Below are 19144 nucleotides of genomic sequence, written 5' to 3' on the forward strand. Positions count from 1 at the left end.
CTGGACTCAGCTGTGGCCGGCGGCGGCTGGTTCGGGCGAGCCGAGCCGGGTGGCGCGGGCGGCGAGCGCGTCGAGCGCGCCTAGCCAGCCGGTCGCGAGGGCGGCGACGACGGGGCCCGCCGGGCCGTCCGGGCCGGATGTCCACCGCGCGGTCAGCTCGGGGCCGGCCGGGCCGTCGACGACCCGCACGATCACGCTCAGGGCGAAGGGGTCGGGCTGGTCGGAGTTCCAGTCGGCGAAGAGCTCGTCGTCCTCGTCGGCGACCGCCCAGTCGGCCGTCTCGCCGCGGGTCAGTCGGCCGACGTAGTTCAGGTAGACGGTCGGCGCGGGTGCGGTCGCGAGGAGCGGCGCGGTGCGGGGGTTGAGGAAGCGCAGCATGCTGTAGTCGGTCCCGCCGTCCGGGATCTCGGCCATCAGCGCGTGCACCCGGGCCACCGTCGCGTCGAGGGACCGGTCGCCGGGCCCGGCGGCGTCCTCGGCCGGGTGCTCCAGCAGGAACGGGAAGATCTCGGCGAGCCAGCCGACCGTCCGGGACAGGTCCTGGTCGTCGACGACGTGCTCCTGGCGGCCGTGGGCCTGCACCGCGACGAGCGTCCCCGCCGGGCCGGGACCGGTCTGCTCGGCCACGGCCAGGGACAGGGCCGCGAGCAGAAGCTCGTCCACCCCGACCCCGAACGCGGCTGGGACCGTCGAGAGCAGCGCCGTCGCCCGCGCCGGAGGCAGCGTCACGGTGACCGGTTCAGCCTCGGCCGGCTGGTCCGAACCCGGCTGGCCCGAGGACGCCCAGGGCGCTGGCGTGGCGCGGCCGAGCAGGTCCAGCCAGAACGGCAGCCGCTCGTCGGCCAGCGGCGCGCGGGCCTGTGCGTCGAGACTGTTGGCCCAGCCGGCGAACGACACCGGTACGGGCGCGAGCTCGGGCCGTTTGCCGACCGCCAGCGCGCCCCCTGCCGCCGCGAGGTCGTCCAGGACGATCGACCAGGACACGCCGTCGATCAGCGCGTGATGGATGATCAGCAGCAGCCGGCCCGGCCGCGCGGGGCCGGCGTCCAGCCAGACCGCCCGGATCGTCTGCCCGCTGTCGGGGTCGAGCTCTGCGTTGGCCGTCGCGGCGAGCCCCTGGACCAGGGCCCGCCCGCGCGCCCCGCCGAAGCCGTCGTCGGCGGCGAGGTCGGTGACATCGACCCGACGGACCCAGGACCGGACGTCGACGCCGCCGGGCGGGGCGATCACCAGCGACCAGGCCGGCCCGCCGTCGGCACCGCTCGTCGCGGCGCCGGCCGGGAGCTGACCGGGCTGGTCCGAGCGCACGAGCCGGCCGCGCAGCACGTCGTGGTGGTCGACGACCGTCGCGACGGCGGCGGTGAGCGTCGCCAGGTCCAGCCCGGCCGGGGTGCGCAGCAGCACCGGCGAGGAGAACGAGGCGAACGTCGCCCCACCGGGTCCGGTGACCCGGGCTCGCGCCGCCAGCAAGGCCGGCGTCGGCGGGACCACGACGACCCCGGCCGGCACTGAGCCTCCGCTCGGTTCTGAGCCCTCGGCCGGCTCGGCGGCTGCTGGGCCGGCGGCGGGACGCCGGGTCGTCCCACCGCCGGCGGCCGGCGGCGACCCCGCCCGGTGGCGGACCACCGTGGCGAGCGTCGCGGGGGTGCGGTGGGCGAACAGCAGCCTCGGGGTCACGGTGAGGCCGGCGGCCCGGATCCGGTTGACCAGCCGCATCGCGACGATGCTGTCGCCGCCGAGGGTGAAGAAGTCGTCGTCGACGCCGACGTCCTCGACGCCGAGCACCGTGGCGAACGCGGCGACCAGGGCGGCCTCGATCTCGCTCGCCGGTGGCCGCGCGGCCACCGGCGCCGGCGGCTCGGCGGCGGGTGGCACCGGCCCCCGCCTGCTGGGCGCTTCCCGCCGCGCCAGGAGATCCAGCCCGACGTCCGGAGTCCTCAGGGTGCTCAGCGGCGCCGACGGGTCCGCCGCGACCGCGACGAGCACGTGGCGCAGCAGCTGGGCGAGGCCCTCGGCCGTCGAACGGTCGAACAGGTCGTCGCTGTAGGCGACGCCGAGCGTCATCCCGCCGTCGGCCCCGGGACGTTCGACGAAGTCGAAGGACAGGTCGAACTTGGCGCTCGCCCGGCGGACCGGCTCCGGCCGGGCGCTGACGGCCTCCAGCGCCAGCTCGTCGACGGTGTCCGAGGCGGCCAGGTAGACGATCATGACCTGGAACAGCGGGTGGCGGCCCAGCAGGCGGGGCGGGTTCACGGCGTCCACGACCCGGTCGAACGGGAGGTCCTGGTGGTCGAACGCGGCCAGGTCGCCGGCACGGACCCGCCTCACCAGCTCGCCGAACGACGGGTCCCCCGACAGGTCGGTCCGCAGGACCAGCGTGTTCAGGAAGAAGCCGACGAGGTCGTCGAGGGCTTCGTCGACCCGGCCCGCGACCGGGCTGCCGATCGGGATGTCCTCGCCCGCGCCGAGCCGGTGCAGCAGGGTCGCGACCGCCGCCCGCAGCACCATGAACAGGCTGGCGTTCCCGGCGCGCGCCACGGCGCGCAGCGCGGCGACGACGTCGGCGTCGAGTGCCGCCTCGACGACCCCGCCGGAGTGGCTCGGCTCGGCCGGCCGCGGCCGGTCGGTGGGCAGCGCCAGCTCCGCCGGCAGGCCGGCCAGCGCCTCGGCCCAGAACGCCCGCGACCGGGCGGCGGGGCTCGTCACCACGGCCTCGTCACCGAGCAGCTCCCGCTGCCACAGCGAGTAATCGACGTACTGGACCGGCAGCGGCGCCCAATCCGGCGTGAGCCCGGCGGCCCTGGCCTGGTAGGCGATGGACAGGTCGCGCGCCAGCGGCCGGTCGGAGCCCTCGTCGGCGGCGATGTGGTGGATCAGGAACTGGACGAGGTGCAGCCGCGGCGAGCACCGCACGACGGTCACCCGGATCGGTGCCTCGCGTTCCAGGTCGAACGCGTAGGCCGCCGCGCCGGCGAGGACGTCCGCCAGCGCCGGGTCGCCAGGGGCCGGCTCGCCGCCCGCCGCCCAGTCGACCAGGTCGAACGGGATCTCCGTGTCCGTCGGGTCGAGGATCCACTGGACCGGCTCGCCGCCGGGGGCGGGGAAGACCGTCCGCAGCGCCTCGTGCCTGGCCACCACGTCGGACACGGCGGCGCGCAGCGCGGCCAGGTCCAGCGGTCCGGTCAGCCGCCAGGTGATCGGGATGTTGTACGTCGGGCTGGGGCCCTCCACCTGTCCGACCACCCAGAGGCGGCGCTGGGCGTACGACAGCGGCGGGTTCACCGGCCGGGGCCGGCGGCCGACGGCCGGACGCGCCCCGGCGGCCTGGTCCAGCCGGCGGGCGAGCCGGGCGACCGTCGGGTCCTCGAAGACCGCGCGGGGGGTGATCTCCAGCCCGAAGGTCGACCGGACCGCCGCGCACAGCCGCATCACGAGCAGCGAGTGGCCGCCGAGCGCGAAGAAGTCGTCGTCGGCACCCACCCGCTCGACCCCGAGCACGGCGGCGAACCGCTCCGCCAGCAGTTCCTCGCGGGTGTCGCGCAGCCGTCGACCGGCGGCCGGGACCGGCGCGGACGGCTCGGGCAGCGCCCGGCGGTCGAGCTTGCCGTTGACCGTGCGGGGCAGCCGGTCCAGCGTCACGAACGCCTGCGGGACCATGTGCGCCGGGAGCACCCTGGTCACCTGCGCTCGGGCGGCCGCGGCCGGGTCCGGCGTGCCAAGGGCCGTAGGCACGAGATAGGCCACGAGCTGGAGCGCGGGCGGGGCGTCCGGGCGGAACCAGACCGCCGCCGACGCGACTCCGGGCACGGTCTCCAGAACCCGTTCGATCTCCTCGAGCTCGACCCGGAACCCGCGCACCTTGACCTGGTCGTCCGCGCGCCCGAGGAAGGTGAGCGAGCCGTCGGGACGGCGCCTGGCCAGGTCGCCGGTGCGGTACATCCGCTCCCCGGGTGCCCCGAACGGGTCGGCGACGAACCGGGCCGCCGTCAGCCCGGCGCGGCGCTGGTAGCCCCGGGCGAGGCCCGGCCCCGACAGGTAGAGCTCGCCGGCCACCCCGTCCGGGACCGGCGCGAGCGCGCCGTCGAGCAGGTAGGCGCGGGTGTTGGCCAGCGGCGCGGCCCAGCCCTCGCTGTGCCAGCCGTAGGCGTCGACGGAGTACTCGGTCGGCCCGTACAGGTCGTGGACCACCATCCCGGGCAGCGCGCGCAGCCGGTCCCACAGCGGCGGCGGGGTCGCCTCGCCGCCGACCAGGAGCACGCCCGGCCGATGGCCCTCGGGCCGCAGGAACCCGTGGTTCAGCAGTTCCTGCAGGTAGGTCGGGGTCAGGTCGAGCACATCGACCCGGGTCCGCTCGACGTAGCCGACGAGGGCGGCCGCGTCCCGCGCGACGGACTCGTCGACGACGTGCGTCTCGTGCCCGGCCAGCAGCCACAGCAGCGGCTCCCACGAGCCGTCGAAGCTGAACGAGGCGGCGTGCAGGACGCGCTGGGCGCCCCGGTCGGGGCCGGGGGCGCGCTCGGCCGGCTCGATGAGGTCGACCAGGTGCGAGGCGAACAGGTTCACCAGGCCCCGGTGGGTGCCGACGACCGCCTTGGGGACGCCGGTCGAACCCGAGGTGTAGATCACGCTGGCCGCCGCGTCCGGGTCGAGCCCGGCCCGAGCCGGGCCAGGCGGGGCCAGGTCGCCGGGCGCCGGGTCGTCCAGAGCGTGCACGGGTGTCGGTACGGCCGGCAGCCGGCCGGCGAGATCACGGGTGGTGAGGACGGCCGCCGGCGCCGCGTCGCCGAGCAGGAACGCCAGCCGGTCGGCCGGCTGCTCGACGTCGATCGGCAGGTAGCTCGCCCCGGCCGCCAGCACGCCGAAGATCGCCGGGACCATGTGGGCTCGCGGCAGCGCGAGCGCGACGACGGCCTCCGGGCCGGCGGCGAGCCGGCGCACCAGCCCGGCGATCCGGGCGACCTCGTCCGCGAGCCGCGCGAACGTCGTCCGGCCCCGGCCGGTGACCAGCGCGACCCGGTCCGGGTACGCGGCCACGGCGCGGGCGAGCAGATCCGGCACGGTCGCCCCGCCGACGGCGGGCAGCGCCCGGACCGGGCCGGCCGCGGCGCGCAGGGCGGCCGCGCGCTCGGGCTCGTCGACGATCTCCAGCCGGCCGACGGGGACGTCCGGGTCACGGACGATCTCGGCCAGCAGGCGCAGCAGCCGGTCGGCCAGCCTGGTGCCGCCGACCGGCTCGATGACGTCGGTGGCGAACTCGACCAGCACGGTGATCTCGTTGCGCGCGGCCCGGTCGACGAACGTCACGTCCAGGTCGAACTTCGCGGTCCCGACCTCGGGGTTCAGGAAGGTCACCGGGCCGCCGAGCAGGTCGCGGTCGTCGTCGGCCAGGTGGTGGTAGCCGGCCATCACCTGGAACAGCGGGTTGACCCCGGGGTCGCGGCGCGGGTTCACCGCGGCGACGACGTCCTCGAACGGCAGGTCCTGGTGGTCGAACGCGGCCAGATCGGTCTGGCGGGTCCGGCCGAGCAGGTCCCGGAACGTCGGGTCGCCGGCCAGGTCGGACCGGATCACCAGGGTGTTCACGAAGAAGCCGACGAGGCGTTCGAGCGCGGCGTCGGCCCGCCCGGCGATCGGCACGCCGATCGGGATGTCGTCGCCGGACCCCAGCCGGTGCAGCAGGGTGGCCAGCGCGGCGTGGGCGAGCATCGACATGCTCGTGCCGGTCTCGGCGCACAGCGCCCGCAGCCCGGTCGCGACCGGGCCGGGCAGCACCCGGACGACCCGGCCGGACGCCCCGTCACGGACGGCCGGGCGCGGCCGGTCCAGCGGCAGCGGGATCCGCGCCGGCAGGCCGCGCAGCGCCTCCAGCCAGAACGCGCGCTGACGGGCGGCGAGGCTGCCGGCGGCCTCTTCGTCCGCCAGCAGCGCCTGCTGCCAGAGGGCGTAGTCGGCGTACTGGACCGGGAGCGGCGCCCAGCCCGGCGCGTGGCCGGCGAGGCGGGCCGCGTAGGCGGTGTCCAGGTCGAGCAGGAACGGCCGGTCCGACCACTCGTCGGTCGCGATGTGGTGCAGGACGACCAGGAGCGCGTCGTCGTCCGGGCCGCGTAGCACCTGCAGCCGCAGCGGCACCTCAGCGGCCAGGTCGAAGGGCTCCGCCGCCGCCCGGGTGATCCTCGCCGTCACCTCGTCCGGCGCGCAGTCGACGACGTCGAGGCGGGGGCGCGCGGCGGCCGGGTCGAGGATCCGCTGGTAGGGCTCGCCGTCGGCGACGGCGATGAGCGTCCGCAGCGACTCGTGCCGCCCGACCAGGTCGGTGACGGCGGCCCGCAGCGCGGTGACGTCGAGCCGGCCGCTGGTCCGGAAGGCGAGCGGGTAGTTGTACGCGTCGGTACCGCCGGCCAGCCGGTCGACCAGCCAGAGCCGGCGCTGCGCGGGCGAGAGCGGGATCCGCTCCGGCCGCTCCCCCGCGACCAGCGGCGGGCGCCGCGGCGCGGTCTGGGTACGGCTGGCCAGCTTCGCCGCCAGTGCCTCGACGGTGGGCGCGTCGAACAGGTCGCGGATCGCGAGGTCGACCTCCAGCGCGGCCCTGGCCCGGCTGACGACCCGGGTGGCGAGCAGCGAATGGCCGCCGAGGGCGAAGAAGTCGTCGTCCGCGCCGACGGCCGGCAGGCCGAGGACGTCGGCGAACACCTCGGCCAGCGCACGTTCCAGCGCGGTGGCCGGCGGGCGGCCGGAGCTCGCCGCGACCGGCTCGGCCGGCGGCAGCGCCGCGACGTCGAGCTTGCCGTTGGCGTTGCGCGGGATCGCCGGCAGCGGCACGAAGGCCGACGGGACGAGGTAGTCGGGCAGGACCGCGCCCAGGTCGGAGCGCAGCCGGCCGACCAGCGCGGCGGCGGCGCGGGCCGCCGTCGGGTCGTTCGTGCGGGCGGTACCGGCGGCCGGCCGGGCGGCCGGGCCGCTGGCCGGCCGGGTCACCGGGAGGGCGGCCGGGCCAGAGCCGCGCACGAGCAGGGCGTCGAGCAACCCCGGCTCGTCGGCGCGCGGTGCGAGGGCCGCCTGGTAGCCGAGCGCGTCGGCGAGCGCGTACACGTCGTCGGGCTCGACCGCGACCAGCTCGGCGGGCGCCTGGTCAGCCGCGCGCAACTCGTCGGCGATCCGGGCGTCGGGGATTCCAGTGAGACGGACCGTGGCCGGCCGCCGGGCGCCGACGAGTCGTTCGAACGCGGCGAGATCGGCGGCGTCGGCGCCCCAGGTCAGGCTGAGCAGGTCCTCCCCGGCCGCCGGGGCGTCCGCCGCCGGGTCGGGCCGGCGCAGCACGACGTCGTAACGGTGGCGGGTGAGCTCGTTGCGCAGCCGGCCCCGCTTGACCCGGACGGACACCTCCAGGTCGGCGTCGCCGGCCAGGCCGGCGAAGAACGCCGGCGCGACGACGAGCTCCTTCTCCAGCAGGACCCGCCGGTCGACGGCGGCCCTGAGTCGGGCCTCGTCGGGCCGGGCCTCGTCGGGGCTGGCCGCGCGGGCCAGCTCGACCGCGCGGTGGAAGACGCGCAGCCGGCCGAGGTCACGGACGTCGCCGACGAACAGCGACCCGCCAAGGGCGAGCAGGTCGAGTGCGCGGCGCAGGACCGAGGTCAGGTAGCCGGCGCTCGGGAAGTACTGGATCACCGAGTTGAGGATGATCGTGTCGAAGAACGAGGTGGGCAGGCCGTCGGTCACGTGGGCGGGCTGGTGACGCAGCTCGACGCGGCCGAACCGGTCCGGGTCACCGGCCAGCTCGGCGCGCAGCTTCGCGAGGACGGGGGCGGCGAAGTCCGTGCCCCAGTAGGCCTCGCAGTCGGGCGCGAGCGGGCCGAGCAGCAGGCCGGTGCCGACGCCGATCTCCAGCACCCGCCGGGGCGCGAGCGCGCGGACGCGATCGAGGGTCGCCGCCCGCCACTCCCGCATGTGCTCGACGGGGATCGGCTGGCCGTCGTAGCTGGAGTCCCAGCCGGCGAAGTCCTCGACGAGCACGGCCGCCGGGATCTGCTCGTACTCGTCGCTGTAGATCTGGCGCCACTCGCCGACCTGGTCGTCCTCGGTCGCGGCCCGGTCGGCGGCGGACCGTTCGGCCGGGACGACGTAGGCGACCAGCCGGCTGGACCCCGGGGTCGCCGGGTCGGGCGCCGCGATCACCGCGGACTGGCTGACCGCCTCGTGGGCGTCGAGCGCGGCGGTGACCTCGCCCAGCTCGATCCGGTGGCCCCGGATCTTGACCTGGTCGTCGGTGCGGCCGAGGAAGTCCAGGTTGCCGTCGACGGCCCGGCGGACCACCAGGTCGCCGGTGCGGTACATCCGCTCGCCGGGCCGGATCGGGTCGGCCACGAACCGGGTCGCGGTCAGGCCGAACCGGTCGAGGTAGCCGCGGGCCAGGCCGTCGCCGGCGATGTACAGCTCGCCGGCGGCGCCGTCGGGGACCGGGCGCAGCCAGCGGTCGAGCACGTAGACCCGGGTGTTGCGGATCGGCCGCCCCACGGTCGGGGTCCGGCTGTCGGTCGTCGCGGCGCCGAGGGTGTTGATCGTGTACTCGGTCGGGCCGTACAGGTTGTAGCCGGACGTCCCGTCGGTGTCGCGCAGCCGGTTCCAGACCGAGTCGGGCACGGCCTCGCCGCCGAGCATGACCAGGGCCGGCCGGTGCCGATGGTCATCGGTGTCGAGCAGGCCGGCCTCGAACAGGTGGGCCGCGTAGGTCGGGGTGACGTTGACGACGTCGACGCGGTGCCGGTCGCAGTAGGCGACCAGCCCCTCGGCGTCGCGGCGCAGGTCCTCGTCGCAGATGTGCACCTCGTGGCCCTCGACGAGCCAGAGCAGCTCCTCCCACGACATGTCGAAGGCGAACGACACGGTGTGCGCGATCCGCAGCCGGCGCCGGGCCGCGGCCACCGTCGGCTCGAAGATCTCGTCCCGGTGGTTGAGCCACATGTTGGTCAGCCCGCGGTAGGGCGTGACGACGCCCTTGGGCCGGCCGGTCGAGCCCGACGTGTAGATCACGTAGGCCGGGTGGTCAAGCCGGTCCGCGCGGTCGCGGGCGAAGGTGCCGAGCTCGGCGTCCGACAGCGCGCCGCTCGGGGCCGCGGCCAGCTCGGCGGCGACCGCGTCGTCGTCAAGCACCAGCCACGGCTGGTCGCCGGCCTCGTCTGACCCGCCCGCCAGGTAGCGGCCCGGCACCCGGCTGGTCACCAGCAGCGCAGCCCGCGCATCGGCGACCATCTCCAGCAGCCGGGCCGGCGGATGGTCCAGCTCCAGCGGAAGGTAGGCGGCGCCGGTCCGCAGCACGGCGAACAGGGCGACGACCATGTCGACCGTGCGGCCGAGGCCGAGCGCGACCACGGTCTCCGGGCCGGCGCCGCGGGCGATCAGCAGCCGGGCCAGCTGGTTCACCCGGGCGTCGAGCTCGCCGTACGTCAGCCGCTCGGCGCCGAGGACCAGCCCGACCACGTCACGCAGCTCGCCGCCGGCCCGGTCGGCCAGCAGGTCGGCGACGGTCGCCGTGCCGATCGGGCGGGCCGGGGCCGCGGCGTCGCGCTCCAGCCGGGACCGTTCGGCCGGCAGCAGCGCGTCCAGCGAGCCCACCCGGGCGTCGAGGCCGCCGCTGAGGGTGTCGACCATCGCGAGCAGCCGGGCGAACAGCCCCTCGGCCAGCTCGGGGGTGACGACGTCCGCCCGGTACTCCAGCCGCACGGTGATCCGCGCCCCGGGGAACAGGACGAATGTCAGCGGGTAGTGGGTGTGGTCGAGGCTGTCCCCGCCGACGATGCCGTGGCGGGCGGTGGTCTGCTCGTTGGCGACCTCGTCGATGAAGTTCTGCAGGACGTAGAGCGTGTCGAACAGGGCAGGGTGGCCGCTGGCCCGCTGGATCTCGCCGAGGCCGAGGTACTCGTGGTCGAGCAGGTCGAGGCGCTGGCCGGCGACGCGGTCCAGCAGCTCGCCGACCGTCTCGCGAGGGTCGAGCCGGACCCGGACCGGGACGGTGTTCAGGAACAGGCCGACGACCTCGTCGATGCCGTCGAGCTCCGTCGGCCGGCCCGCGACGGTCGTCCCGAACACGACGTCGTCCGCCCCCGTCGCCCCGGCCAGGACCAGCGCGAGCGCCGTGTTGAAGATCGTGTTCAGGGTGACGCCGTGGGCGCGGGAGGCGGCGCGGGCCGCGGTGGCCGTCGCCTCGGGCAGCTCGGCGGTGATCCGGACCGGCGCGACCGGTGCCAGGCCACGCGCCGCCGGCACCACCAGGGTCGGGCCTTCGAGGCCGGCGAGCGCCGAGCGCCAGGCCTGCCCGGCGGCGGCGGTGTCGCGCTCCCGCAGCCAGGCCAGGTAGTCCCGGTACGACCCGCCCGGCCGCTCCTCGACGGCCGCCGGGTCGCCCTCGGCGGCGTACCGGTCGAGCAGGCCCTCGACGACGAGGGCGCCGGACCAGCCGTCCCACAGCAGCACCTGGCGGTTGACGACCAGCCGGTCGCGTCCCGGTGCCAGGTGGATCAGGGTCAGCCGGAACAGCGGCGGGCGGGTGACGTCGAATGGGCGGGCCCGGTCGGCGGCGGTGATCCGGTCGGCCTCGGCCAGGCGGTCGGCCTCGGCCAGGCCCGAGAGGTCGATCTCCTCGACCGGCGCCGGCAGCTCGCGGGCGATCACCTGCACCGGCTGGGGCAGGCCGTCACTGAGGAAGCCGGCGCGCAGCGTCGGGGTGGCCGCCATGAAGGCGAGGCAGGCGCGGCGCAGCCGGTCGGCGTCGAGGCGGTGGTCGAAGTCGAACCAGAACTGCGCGGTGTAGGCGTCGCTGGTCTGGTCGAGCGCGGAGTGGAAGTAAAGGCCCTCCTGCAGCGGCGAGAGCGGCCAGACGTCCTCGACCGGGGCCGGGAACGCGCGGGCGATCCGCTCGGTCTCGGCCGGGGTGAGCGTGACCAGCTCGGCCGACCCGGTCACCGGCGCCGGGGCGAGCGCGGCGAGCTCCAGCAGGGCGTCGCGGAAACCGGCGGCGAGCTGGCCCGCCAGCTGCTCGTCCAGGACGGTCGTCAGATAGGTGAAGGTGGCGCGCAGCACCGGCCCGTCGGCTGTCTCGACGCTGACGGTGTCGACGGTCAGCGGGTAGCCGACGCCCAGGCCGGGGTCGGCGGTCGCGGCGAGCGCGTCGAACTCCTCGGCCGGACCCCAGTCGGCCCGGCGGTCGGCGCCGAAGCGGCCCAGGTAGTTGAACAGCACCTGGGGCTGCCCGGCCCGCGCGAGGGCGGGGCCGGCCAGCGGGTTCGCGTAGCGCAGCGGGCCGAAGCCGATCCCCGCGTCGGGGACGGCCCGCAGCCGGGCCGCCACATCGGCCAGGGTCGCGCGAGCGTCGGGCCGGGCCGCCGGGAGCCGGACCGGGGCGATGCTGGTGAACCAGCCGACCGTCCGGGCCAGGTCCAGCCCCGGGGTCGTCTCGTCCCGGCCGTGCCGTTCGAGATCGACCAGCAGCTCGCCGGGCTCGCCGGCCGCCAGCGCCAGCCGCAGGCCGGTCAGCAGCACGTCGGTGACCTCGGCGTTCGTCGCCGCGGGAACGGCGGTGAGCAGCGCGGCGGTGGCCGCCGCAGGCAGCTCGACGACCAGTCGTCCGGTGTCGGCCAGGGCGCCGAGGGCGGCCGGTCCCAGCGGGGAGCCGTCCGGCGCGGCGACCGGGGCCGGCGCCGCTTTTGCGCCCAATGTCGCGGGCGGCGCGGGGAACGGGCGGGCGCCCGGGGCGAGCGTCGCCAGCCAGTGGGTCAGCTCGGCCAGGCGGGCGGGCGCGGTGGCGTGCTCGGCGATGGCCTGGCTGAAGGCGCGCAGCGACGTGCCGACCGGCTCCAGCTCCGGGGTCCGGCCGGCGCGGGCGGCCGTGTACGCGGTCTCCAGGTCGGCCAGCAGGATCCGCCAGGACACGCCGTCCACGACGAGGTGGTGGATCACGATGACCAGCCGGCCGGGCTCGGTCGGGCCCGCGTCGAGCCAGACCGCGCGGACCATCGACCCGGCGTCCGGGTCGAGGCCGTCGGCGGCGGTGTCGGAGGCAGTCGCGATCACCGCGCGCAGGGCCGCCGGGTCGAGACCGGCGACCTCGATCCGGGTGAGCAGCTCGGGACTGGTGGTCGCCGGGTCGGCGGCGGCGGGATCGATCTGGAGCAGCCACACGCCGGGGGCCGGCCGCAGCAGCCGGGCCCGCAGCGCGTCGTGGTGCGCGACCAGCGCCCGCAGCGCGGCGCGCAGCGCCGCCTCGTCGGCGCCGGCCGGCGTCCGGACGAGGAACGCCTGGTTGAACCGCCGGATCTCGCCGCCCCACTCCGCGAGCCGGGCCACGATCGGCGGCGGGGTGAGCAGGCCGGTCGCCGCCAAGTCCACGTCGCCGCCGGCTGGCGCGACGGCCAGGGCCGGCCGGGCCGCCGGGCTCGCGGGACCAGGCTCCGGGGCAATCGCGGGGGTGGTCTCGCGGCTGGCGACGAGCGCGGCTAGCGCGGCCGGCGTCCGCTGGACGAAGACCTCGCGCGGGGTGAGCCGGACGCCCTCACGGCGGGCCTTGTTGACCAGCTGGATCGCGATGATGCTGTCGCCGCCGAGCGCGACGAAGTCGTCGTCGGCTCCGACCCGGTCCAGCCCGAGGACGGCGGCGAACACCGTGCCCAGGGTGCGTTCCAGGTCGGTGCCGCCGAGGCGGCCCGAGGTCGAGGCTGCGGCCAGGTCCGGGGCCGGCAGCGCGGCCCGGTCGAGCTTCCCGTTGTCCGTCAGCGGCAGAGCGTCCAGCACGACGACCGCGGCCGGGACCATGAAGTCGGGCAGGGCCGCCGCGGCCCGGGCCCGCAGCGCCGGGCCGTCGACGTGCTGGCCCGCCCGCCGCACGGCGTAGGCGATCAGCCGGCGCCGGCCCGCGTCGTCCTCGCGGGCCAGGACGACGGCCCGCTCCACCGCCGGGTCGGCCGCCAGGACGGCCTCGATCTCCCCTGGCTCGATCCGGAAGCCGCGGATCTTCACCTGGTCGTCGGCCCGGCCGAGGTACTCCAGCTGCCCGTCCGGGCCCAGCCGGGCCAGGTCACCGGTGCGGTACAGCCGGTCCCCCGGGGCGCCGTACGGGTCGGCGACGAACCGGGCGGCGGTCAGGCCGGGCCGGCCGAGGTAGCCGCGGGCGAGCTGCCCGCCGCTGACGTAGACCTCCCCCGGCACGCCCGGCGGGACCGGGGTGAGGTGCCGGTCGAGAATCCGGGCCCGCAGCCCGGGAAGGGGGTCGCCGATCACGCCACGCCGCCCGGCGGCCGCGGACGCCCGGTCCAGCCGCAGGTAGGTGACGTGCACGGTGGTCTCGGTGATCCCGTACATGTTGACCAGCACCGGGGCGTCGTCGGGATGCCGCTCGTACCACGGGGACAGCCGGCTGACGTCGAGCGCCTCGCCGCCGAAGATCACCAGCCGGAGCGCGAGGCTCCGTCGGCCGGGGTCGCGCCCTTCGGCGTCCCGGTCGGCCTCCAGCAGCGCGCCGAAGGCGGACGGGGTCTGGTTGAGGACGGTGACGGACTCCCGGCGAAGCAGGTCGAGGAACCGTTCGGGCGCGCGGGTGACCTCGTGGTCCACGACGACGAGTCGGCCGCCATGCAGCAGCGGCCCCCACAGCTCCCAGACCGAGAAGTCGAACGACACCGAGTGGAACAACGTCCAGACGTCGGCGGCGCCGAAGTGGAAGTGCTCCTGGCTGTCGGCGAACAGCCGCACCACGTTGCGGTGCGCGACCAGCGCGCCCTTCGGGCGGCCCGTCGAGCCGGACGTGTAGATCACGTAGGCGAGGTTGTCCGGCCGGGCGCGGCCCGCCGGGTCGAGCCCGGCCGGCGACTGCTCGGCGAGCGCCGCCTCGACCAGCGGGTCGTCGAGCGCGATCAGCGGCACGCCTGTCCGGGCCGGCAACGCGGCACGGGTCGCGGCCGTGGTGAGCGCGCAGACCGGCGCCGCGTCGCGCAGCATGAACGCGATCCGGTCGGCCGGGTAGGCCGGGTCGACCGGCAGGTAGGCGCCGCCGGCCTTCTGGACGGCAAGCAGGCTCACGACCAGGTCGGACGAGCGGGGCAGCGCGACGGCGACGATCGACTCCGGCCCGACGCCCCGCTGGCGCAGCAGCCGGGCCAGCCGGTTGGCCCGGGCGTCGAGCTCGGCGTAGGTCAGGTCCGTGTCGCGCCAGCGCAGGGCGACGGATCCCGGGGTGCGAGCGGCCTGGGCCTCGAACAGGTCGGGCAGGGTTGCGTCCGCGACGCCGGTCGCCGGCGCCGGGGTGTGCGCGGCCAGGGCGCGCTCGGCGGGCGGCAGCGCCGCGACGGCGCCGATCGGCCGGTCGGGGTCGGTCGCGATCCCTGCCAGCAGCGCGAGCAGTCGGTCGGCGAGGCCGACGACGGTCGCGTCGTCCAGCACGCCCCGCTGGTAGCCGAAGGTCAGCCGCAGCCGCTCCCCGGGGATCACCCGGACGGTCAGGGCGTAGTGGGTGGCGTCGTGGCCGTCGACGGCGTCCAGGCGCGGGCCGCCCGGCGGGAGCAGCGTCGCCGTCTCGAACGGGTACGACTCCAGGACGAGCAGGCTGTCGAACAGCTCGCCGCGGCCGGCGGCGGACTGGATCTCGGCCAGGCCGAGGTGCTGGTGGGTGAACATCCGGCCCTGGGCGACCCGCGGGTCCGCCAGCAGGTCGGCGAACGTCCGCTCGGCGCTCACCGCGGCCCGGACCGGGACGGTCGTGACGAACAGACCGATCATGGCGTCGGCTCCGGGCAGCTCCGGGGGCCGCCCGGCGGTCGCGACGCCGAAGACGACGTCGTCGCGGCCGACCGCCCTGGCCAGCAGCACCGCGTACGCGGCCCGCAGGATCGTGCTCAGCGTCAGGCCCCGCTCGCGGCCGAGGGTGGCCAGCCGGGCGGTCAGCTCCGGGTCGGCCTCCCGCTCGATGACCGCCGCCGGGCCGCCGGTGGGCTGCCCGCCGGCCGGGGCCAGCAGGGTCGGCCCCTCCAGGCCGGACAGCTCGTCCCGCCAGGCCGCCCTGGCCGCCTCCCGGTCCTGGGCCAGCAGCCAGCGCAGGTAGTCGGCGTAGGGGCGGACGGCCGGCAGACCCGCGTCCGCCGGGTCGCCCGGCGCACCGGCCAGCGCGAAGAGCTCCTGCAGCAACAGCGGCAGCGACCAGCCGTCGAGGATGACGTGGTGGGCGCAGACCGCCAGCCGGGCGCTGTCGGGCCCGGTGCGGATCCACAGGAAACGCAGCAGCGGCGGCGTCGTGAGGTCGAACGGCGCGGCCCGGTCGGCCGTGACCAGCCGGTCCGCCTCCGCCGCCCGCTCGCCCGCCGGCCAGGCGGACAGGTCCACGACCGTCCACTCGGGCTCGGCCTTGGCCAGGATCGCCTGGGCCGGCGCGGCGCCGTCGGACAGGACGGCGGCCCGCAGCACGGCGTGCCGGTCGACCAGGACCCGCGAGGCCGCGCGCAGGCGGTCGACGTCGAGCTCGCCCCGCAGATCGAGGACGAACTGGATCACGTAGACGTCGGCGGTGTCGTCGCCGTCGACGAGGCGCTGGAACAGCAGCCCCGACTGCGACGGCGACAACGGCCACACCTCGGTCAGCGCAGGCAGCCGGGAGCGCCAGCGGTCCAGGTCGGCCGGGTCGACCGGCGCCAGGTCCGGGAGCTCCGGCCCGTCGGCCCGCGCGGTCGCTGCCGCGGCCAGGCCGGCGACGGTCGCGGTGTCGAACAGGTCGGCCAGCCCGACGGTCACCCCGGCGGCGGCCGCCCGGGTCACGACCGCGAAGGCCAGGATGCTGTCGCCGCCGTGGTGAAAGAACGAGTCGTCGACCCCGATGCCCGGCTGGCCGAGGACCGCGGCGAAGACGTCGCGCAGCACCGTCTCCGCGTGGGTCGCCGGCGCCCGGCCGGGCTCGGCCGCCGCGCCGAAGTCGGGCGCGGGCAACGCGTGGCGGTCGAGCTTGCCGGCGGGGGTCGTCGGCAGGGCGGGCAGTGTCACGAACGCCGCCGGCACCATGTAGCCGGGCAGGACCGCCGCCGCGTGCGCGCGCAGCTGATCCGCGAGCGGCGCGGCCGGGGCGTCGGCAAGGTCGGTCGCCGGGACCACGTAGGCCACGATCGTGCGGCCCGCCGGCTCGCCGTCCCGGACGACGACGGCGCAGCGCGCGACAGCCGGGTGGCGCTGGAGGACAGCCTCGATCTCGCCCAGCTCGATCCGGAAACCGCGGACCTTGACCTGGTCGTCCGAGCGGCCGGACACGACCAGCTCGCCGGCCGTGGTCCAGCGGGCCAGGTCACCGGTGCGGTACATCCGCTCGCCGGTCGCGAAGGGGCTCGCGACGAAGCGGGCGGCGGTCAGCCCCGGCCGGGCCAGATAGCCGTGCGCGACGGCGGTGCCGGCCAGGTAGAGCTCGCCGACGACACCGGGCGGCACCGGCATGAGCGCGCCGTCCAGCACGTAGGCCTGGGCGTTGCGCAGCGGCCGCCCGATGGTCGGTCCGGCGACATTGGGCGCAGGAGCGGCGCCGGCGACATTGGGCGCAGGAGCGGCGGCGACATTGGGCGCAGGAGCGGCGCCGGCCCCGTCGGCCTCGCGGACCTGGCCCGTCGTCACCCAGACTGTGGCCTCGGTCGGGCCGTAGACGTTGGTCAGGCTCTCCGCGCGGGCGGCGAGCTCCCGGGCGACGTCGGCCGTCAACGGCTCGCCGCCGGCCAGGACCCGCACCCCCGGATAGGTCCCGGTGCCGGCGGCCAGGATGGACCGCCAGCGGGACGGAGTCGTCTGGGCGACCGTGACCGCGCCCGAGCCCAGCAGCCAGGCCAGCTGCGCGGGGTCGCGGACCGCGTCGCCGTCGACCAGCCGGATCGAGGCGCCGACCGTCAGCGGCGCGAGCAGCTCCACCGTGCTGATGTCGAAGCCCAGCGTCGTCATGGCCAGCACCCGGTCGTCCGGCCCGATCCCGACCGCCGCCGTGAACGAGGCCAGGAACTCGGTCAGCGACCGGTGGCCGACCAGGACACCCTTCGGCTGGCCGGTCGAGCCCGACGTGTAGATCAGGTACACGGGGCTGTCAGGGGCGATCCGCGGAGGCCACGGCCCCGCGGCTCGCGCGGGATCGGGCTCGGACTCGGGATCGGGATCGGGATCGGGCTGGTCGACGAGCACGAGCCTGGTGCCCGGCGAGACCGGCAGCCGGGGGGCGAGCGCCGCCGTGGTCACCAGGACGGTCGGCGCGGCGTCCTCGATCATGAAGGCGATCCGGGCGTCCGGGTAGTCCGGGTCGATCGGGAGGTACGCGGCGCCGGCCAGGCCGGTGCCGGCCAGCGCCACGACCAGGTCGGCCGCGCGGGGCAGGGCGATCCCGACGATCGAGCCCGGCCCGGCGCCCAGGCCGGCGAGCCGGCGCCCGAAGGCGTCGGCCGCGGTGGACAGCTCGCCGTAGGTCAGGGTCCGCGCGGCCGTGACCAGCGCGGTGCGGTCCGGGTCGCGCTCGGCCCAGGCGGCGAACCGCGCGGCCCACGGCTCGCTCGGCAGCGGCTCCGCGAAGCCAGCGGGGCTGGCTGGGTCGTTTGGGCTGGCTGGGTCGTTCCAGGTGGTCACGACCTGGTGGCGCTCGGCCGGGGCGAGCAGGTCGATCCGGCCGAGCGGCGCGTCCGGCTCGGTCAGCGCCGCGACCAGCAGCCGCTCCAGCCGCGGGCCGACGGAGCGGGCGAAACCCGCCGACACCGCGCCGGGCTGGTAGGTCGTCTCCAGCTCCAGCGGGCCGGCGGCGTCCTCGCCGCCCAGCTCGGCGACGACCATCAGCGGGGTCTGGGCCGTGCCGTTGTGCAGCGGCCGGCGCTCGCCGCGCAGGTCCCGGCCGGCACCGCGCAGGCCGGCGGCCGCCGGCGCGCGGACGGCGAACATCGTGGTGAACAGGCTGGAGACGCCGTCGGCTCGGTCCGGGTTGAGCGCGCGGACGACGTCGGCCAGGTCGGCGTCGGCGTGCGCGAACGCGCCCAGGCAGACCGCGCGGGTCCGCTCGACCAGCTCGGTGAAGCTGTCGCCGGGCGCCACCGCCAGCCGCAGGCAGACGGTGTTGCCGAAGTAGCCGATGACCCCCTCGGTCGCCGCCGCGTCCCGGTTGACGACGGGCGAGCCGACCGTGACGTCGGTCGCGCCGGTGACCCGGTGGACCAGCGCCGCGTAGGCCGCGAGCAGCACCATGAACGGCGTCGCGCCCTGGCTGGCGGCGAACGCCCGGACCGTCCCGACCAGGTCGGCTGGCGCGTGGTGGACGACCTGGCGGCCCGCGTCACGCCCGTCGGGCCCGTCGAGCTGGCGGTCGTCGGGGGTCGGCCGGGGAAGCCGCACCGCCTCGGCCAACGGGAGCAGCTGGTGACGCCAGTAGGCGAGGCCCCGCGCCTCGGCGGGCGGGTCGGTCACCGCTGCCGCGTCGAGGAACGAGACCGTGGCGCCGGGCTCGGCCCGGCCGTCGTACGCGGCCAGCAGGTCCGCGAAGAAGACGTCCCACGAGGCGTCGTCCCAGGCGATGTGGTGGGCGGCCAGCGCGAGCGTGTGTCGGTCCGGGCCGTGACGCAGCACGGTGACCCGCAGCGGGGACTCGGCGGTGAGGTCGAACGGGCGCCGGGCCGCGCGCAGCGCGATCTCCCGCGTCCGGCCGTCCCGCGCGCCGGCGCCGCTCTTGCGCCCAATGTCGCCGGCGGGCTCGGTCGAGAGGTCGACGCTGAGCCAGGCCGGCTCGACGTCGTCCCGGATGACCTGCTCCAGCCCGCCGTCCGGGGTGGCGCGGTAGGTCGTGCGGAGGATCTCGTGGCGCCGGGCGACGGCCAGCAGCGCGCGGCGCAGCGCCGGCACGTCGAGCGGGCCGGTCAGCTCGAACGCGGCCGAGATCGTGTAGGCCGCGCTGTCGGGGTCGAGCCGGGTCAGGAACCACATCCGGCGCTGCGCCGGGCTGACGGGGTACCCGCGGCCGGGCTCCCGGCGCGGCCGGGGCCCGGCCGAGGCCGCCGGCTCGCGCGTCAGGCGCTCCGCCGCCAGCCGGCGGCGGAGCAGCTCACGCTTGCGCTGCGCGGAGTCGGGACTCGCCACGATGTTCGTCCTTCCGGTGGTGCTGCCCGGGATGAGGGCG

The 19144-nt window shown here is 76.7% G+C and carries 1 protein-coding gene; it reads right to left on the reverse strand.

The annotated features are described in order from the left end of the window. Positions 1 to 6: 6 nt before the first annotated feature. Positions 7 to 19104: a non-ribosomal peptide synthetase gene (locus FRAEUI1C_RS22480; RefSeq protein ID WP_013425644.1), complete on the reverse strand. Its 19098-nt coding sequence runs from the start codon at positions 19102 to 19104 to the stop codon at positions 7 to 9. Between the last annotated feature and the right edge of the window lie 40 nt (positions 19105 to 19144).

Origin of the sequence: Pseudofrankia inefficax (genome assembly GCF_000166135.1) — a bacterium.
Taxonomy (GTDB): Bacteria; Actinomycetota; Actinomycetes; order Frankiales; family Frankiaceae; genus Pseudofrankia; species Pseudofrankia inefficax.